The organism is Aliirhizobium sp. YIM B11859, from assembly GCF_057163345.1.
Genome location: NZ_JBXHAY010000036.1, coordinates 1 through 4,005, shown reverse-complemented (window position 1 = coordinate 4,005; position 4,005 = coordinate 1). Strand labels below are relative to the sequence as shown.

3 protein-coding genes and 1 pseudogene are annotated in these 4,005 nt (G+C 53.9%); 2 read left to right on the top strand and 2 right to left on the bottom strand.

The annotated features are described in order from the left end of the window. Nucleotides 1-463 precede the first annotated feature (463 nt). Nucleotides 464-710: pseudogene (locus AC2GXZ_RS32430) on the bottom strand (IS3 family transposase); the annotation flags it as partial. Beyond that, a complete protein-coding gene (locus tag AC2GXZ_RS32425) occupies nt 674-961 on the bottom strand; it encodes an aldehyde dehydrogenase family protein (RefSeq protein ID WP_483763363.1) in 288 nt (95 codons plus the stop codon). The gene AC2GXZ_RS32425 and the pseudogene AC2GXZ_RS32430, both read right to left, overlap by 37 nt. A gap of 1,544 nt (nt 962-2,505) precedes the next feature. On the opposite strand from AC2GXZ_RS32425, the gene AC2GXZ_RS32420 reads away from it, so the two are divergent. Beyond that, nucleotides 2,506-2,997, top strand: a complete 492-nt coding sequence (locus tag AC2GXZ_RS32420) for a PAS domain-containing protein (RefSeq protein ID WP_483763362.1) — start codon at nt 2,506-2,508, stop codon at nt 2,995-2,997. 70 nt (nt 2,998-3,067) lie between these two features. Next, the gene (locus AC2GXZ_RS32415; protein ID WP_483763361.1) at nt 3,068-3,394 is read left to right on the top strand and encodes an ArsR/SmtB family transcription factor; all 327 of its coding nucleotides are present in this window, start codon (nt 3,068-3,070) and stop codon (nt 3,392-3,394) included. The last annotated feature ends 611 nt before the right edge of the window (nt 3,395-4,005 follow it).

The following is a 4,005-nucleotide window of genomic DNA, read 5'->3' as shown; positions in this document are numbered from 1 at the left end:
GCCAGCGTCGTAGTAGCGATCCGCATTCGGCAATCAAGGCAGCACGCGTTGCTCGCATCCTGGCCAAGCTCGTCGAGGTTCAGGCTGACTCTGTCAGACCTAAAGAGCGAAGTGCGGACGATAAATAGCGTACGGTAAACTCGCGGCCCTCTTTCCGCGCAATGGATAGAGCAGCTTGGCAATGGACTTCCAGCGGGCTTATTCCCATCGTCAGGGCGGCATGCGACGCCATCATCACCGTACCTGTATAAACCGAAGGGATTCCGTCTGCATCCTTGAGACAACATCCGAAGGCGACGACCTGAATTCTCGTTCCATTCCGGCTAACGACGGAATACTGCAACGTCCCGGCTGTGCCCGAAACGATACCGTGGTACACTCTTTCTGCGACCCGCCCACGATCCTCGATCGCTATCCGATCAAGAATGGCCTTGACAGCGACGCCTGTCGCAAGTTCTTCGTTTGAAAGGCTGTGCCGGACGGCCGCATACTTTTCTGCCAGACAAATGCGCGTGCGATGGTAAAAATAGGAGCTTCGGGCAATTCACAGCTGAGCGAGTAGTTCTGGCAAGCGATAAACTTCCTTAGGGCGTCAATCAGCTGTGTCTTCTCCCGATTTCTCAGGATCTGGAGATAGACGCCCAGGTCTTTTTTTGAGTTCGTTGGCCATTCTTCAGGAGATCATGCTCCAGTTGCAACTGGCGAATGGTTGCGTTAAGCCGCTTGCCAAGCCGGATATAGAGTTCAACGGCTCGAAGTCTGTCTTTGTAGGAATACATGAACTAACTCCTGGTGGTGGAAGTTTTCGTCCGCACCCACAGCGGCTCAGTTCCGCGTGGAAACCAACAGCCGGAGCTAGCTTCCGCGCCATCATCTTTATCAATGCCGCATTCCAAGGAATGATCTGTCCGACGACACCGGCCGGCTCGCGGACGGTAATGGTTTGCAGTGGCCCGGACATCAAGACCGACTGAGTCTCTACAATGTTTGCTTGTGGCACAGCCAGCTATGCAACGAAACATGTCAGTGCGAGGGGCGTATCGGAATTGCGGGCGTTGGCCAACGCCTTACCGTTGTCGAGCACATCCAGTTTCGCAAGTCGGCTTGCGTTTTCCTCTGGAAGGTTGCCCCAGCTTCCAAATGAATCGTCCGCGCCAGCTGTGAGCCATCCAGTTCCAAGGCTTGATCTTATAGGCCCACCGAGCGGCTTTGACGGCAAGATCCAAGTCCGAGGCGTGTCCGAGCGTGACCAAATTCTTGCGCGGCTATTCGCCTGGCTGCGCTACTCAGGAAGCCCATCTTTACGAACCTGCCCCATCGGAATGGAAACTGCGTTGAACAGCGTAGTGACCTTCGCAACCAACGGTGTTTTGTGCGGCGGAGTAAATTAGCTTCGCGAGCCATCATGGGACACCGTCCACTCATACTCGGCGTAGGGCTTATGTTGATCGCGTGGCTCCTCGGCCTCTTCAGCCTCGCGTACAGCCTTGGTAGTCAGTGAGCAATAGTTTATGGATCGGAGATGCCGGACGTGATAGTCTCCCCTTGCGCTCACGAGTATCGATCATGTGCCGCAGGCGCCATCTCGGCATACCCCGCTGCGGGAGAGGCCCGGTGCAGGTTTCCTTTCCGGGCCTCGCGTGAGTAGCTCGTGCGTTAACCGTACCTCCTAGCCGCGTATGCCGATGTCGGCTGCTTAACGTGCAAAAGAAAGAGATGCTCGCTCCAAAATTGGAGCATCGGAATGCGAGAGCGCTTGAATACCCTTAGTATCTCGCGGCTTACCTTCAGGAAGCGCGCAAAATCTGCCGTGAAAAACGTTCCTCCTAGTTCGCGTCCTGACAAGCCGGAGATCGTATTCGTCTACGACGACATGGAGCGTGATGAGTTTCAGCCCTTCAGGGCGATTAACGATAATCGTCAGCGCGTTTGGTTTCACAGAACGAAACCTGATCTTCATTGTTAACGACCAATTGTGGCGCTCATCAAATTTTGTTTGGTTGACTGGGGAAACCAAGCCGAGACCGTCTCGACCCGGTTTATCCATTAGTTCGAATTTTGACTTTGATACTCCCTCAATATGTAACGTGCCTTCGAGGCATCTGTGGTGATCATCTAGCGCGACGGGCGTTTCATCGTCGTCATCACCAAAAATGGTGTGGTTGCAGAAACCTCTTTTCATCAACTCAAATTAGCTCGGTCCTGGGCAAGCGGTCAATCAGTGCGCCTGAAGCTGTCCCCTATCGCTCCGGCGGCGCAATGATGCGCTGCGGAACTTATTACGCAATCGCGAACTTTGTGGACAGCTGAAATCGTTTGGCAAGCGTTCGGAGATCCATCCCGTCCCGTACCCAGCCGGTTCTCCAGCGGTTGGGTACTTTTTCGATCATTGGTTGGTAGGTTCGTCATCATCACCGCCAACTTAGTTTTCGATCACGAAATTTAGAGATGAATAATGTTTATCGCCGTGTAGAATCATTCAGGGTGATTCTCGGGGGACTACGGATGTCGATGCTTTATCCTGAACGCGGGTTTGGTTTCTTCACGTGGAATGTGCCGGAGAACAAACTGTTCGGCGACGCTGTATTTGCGGAAATCTACGGATTTACCGTTGACGAAGTCGTTGTGGGCGTGCCGGTAGAGGAAATTATAGAGCGGATCTTCTCCGAAGATCGGGCGAAAGCTGCGCGCCATACCCACACGTCGATCCTGGACGGGGAGACGGGCTCCGTCAGCTTTCGCGTTGTGAGCGGCGGTCGGATACGTCTGATCAGGGCAACAGGTCGTTGCTTTCGCGATGAGGATGGTGTGCCGTCCTTTTTCACAGGAGCAATCCACGAAGAGAAGTTGGAGGCGTCGCTTTTTGATCACTCTCTCGCCGAGAGCCACTGCCGTTCGGCTCTCATCATCGCGCGAATCCAGCGCAACGAGCTTGCCGCAAGATACCTCGTTGAGGCACTCGGAGCAATTGGTTCTGCGCAGGGTCGCAACAGCTAGATGTCAGAACCCTTAATTAATGTTCTCGAATGTAAATGGCTGTCATAGTAATCCCTTAGAGGGAGCGAACATGACCGTTGATTTTTTCAAGGCAGAGAAATTCTTTGCAATTGCCGCCAATGCCATTCGGCTGAAGATTATCTGCTGCCTGTGGGAGGGCGAGATGTCTGTCGCCCAGCTGACACGGGTGATAGGCATTGCTCAATCGCCGCTCTCCCAACATCTCAAGCGGATGAGGGATACCAATATCGTCGCGTCTCGCAGGGACGGCGTCAATGTCTATTACCGTCTCGTTCCCGGTGAAGCCGAACGCCTGCTTATTTTTCTATACAGAAATTTCGGGCCTCAGCTTATGCCTGACCGCCCGCAGACGCGCAAAGAAAGTGAGGTTGGGTAGAAGGACGATAACGAGTGGGCGGACCACCGGCTTTTGGACAATCGTAACTCAATTGCCCAATCCCGAAATGGGCTCTTCCATCTGTTCTGCCTTTACCGCTGCATCTTTGCAGCTGTGAGTCAGGCCCAGCACCGGGCGTCCTGATGCTGGTAGAGAAGGTTCATGTAACGAAGCCGCAGTTCACCGGATGGTGATTTCGGGTCTGATCCATTGCTCGACGGAAGCCAAGAAGTCGGCATCGTCTTCGACCTTCAGGCCTAATCTCACCGCCTTGTTGCGCGCTGCCTCGAACACGGCCCTTCGGAACTCCTCTGAGACGGCTAAGCTAGGGTCCAGCTTCCTGACGATCAATCGGTTTGATGCGTATCAACATGCTCATGCACAGGCACACGCGACTAGCGGTACCGTGGATGACGACGTTGTTACATCTGCCCTCGTCATTCGCGAGCGCGTCATCTCCTTCGGAATTATTATTTTAGCATGACCTAAATTCCGCGGAACGTGGGACGGTATCGAATGTTAGATACCCGCCGCATCAAGCGGAGGAGGAAATACCAATGCCTGACACGAAAAAGCCCGATCAGGGGAGAGATCCGAAGTCTGCACCGGGC

Coding starts and splice junctions, on each gene's coding strand:
- AC2GXZ_RS32425 (WP_483763363.1), bottom strand. CDS start 961: ATGTCCGGGCCACTGCAAACCATTACCGTCCGCGAGCCGGCCGGTGTC.
- AC2GXZ_RS32420 (WP_483763362.1), top strand. CDS start 2,506: ATGTCGATGCTTTATCCTGAACGCGGGTTTGGTTTCTTCACGTGGAAT.
- AC2GXZ_RS32415 (WP_483763361.1), top strand. CDS start 3,068: ATGACCGTTGATTTTTTCAAGGCAGAGAAATTCTTTGCAATTGCCGCC.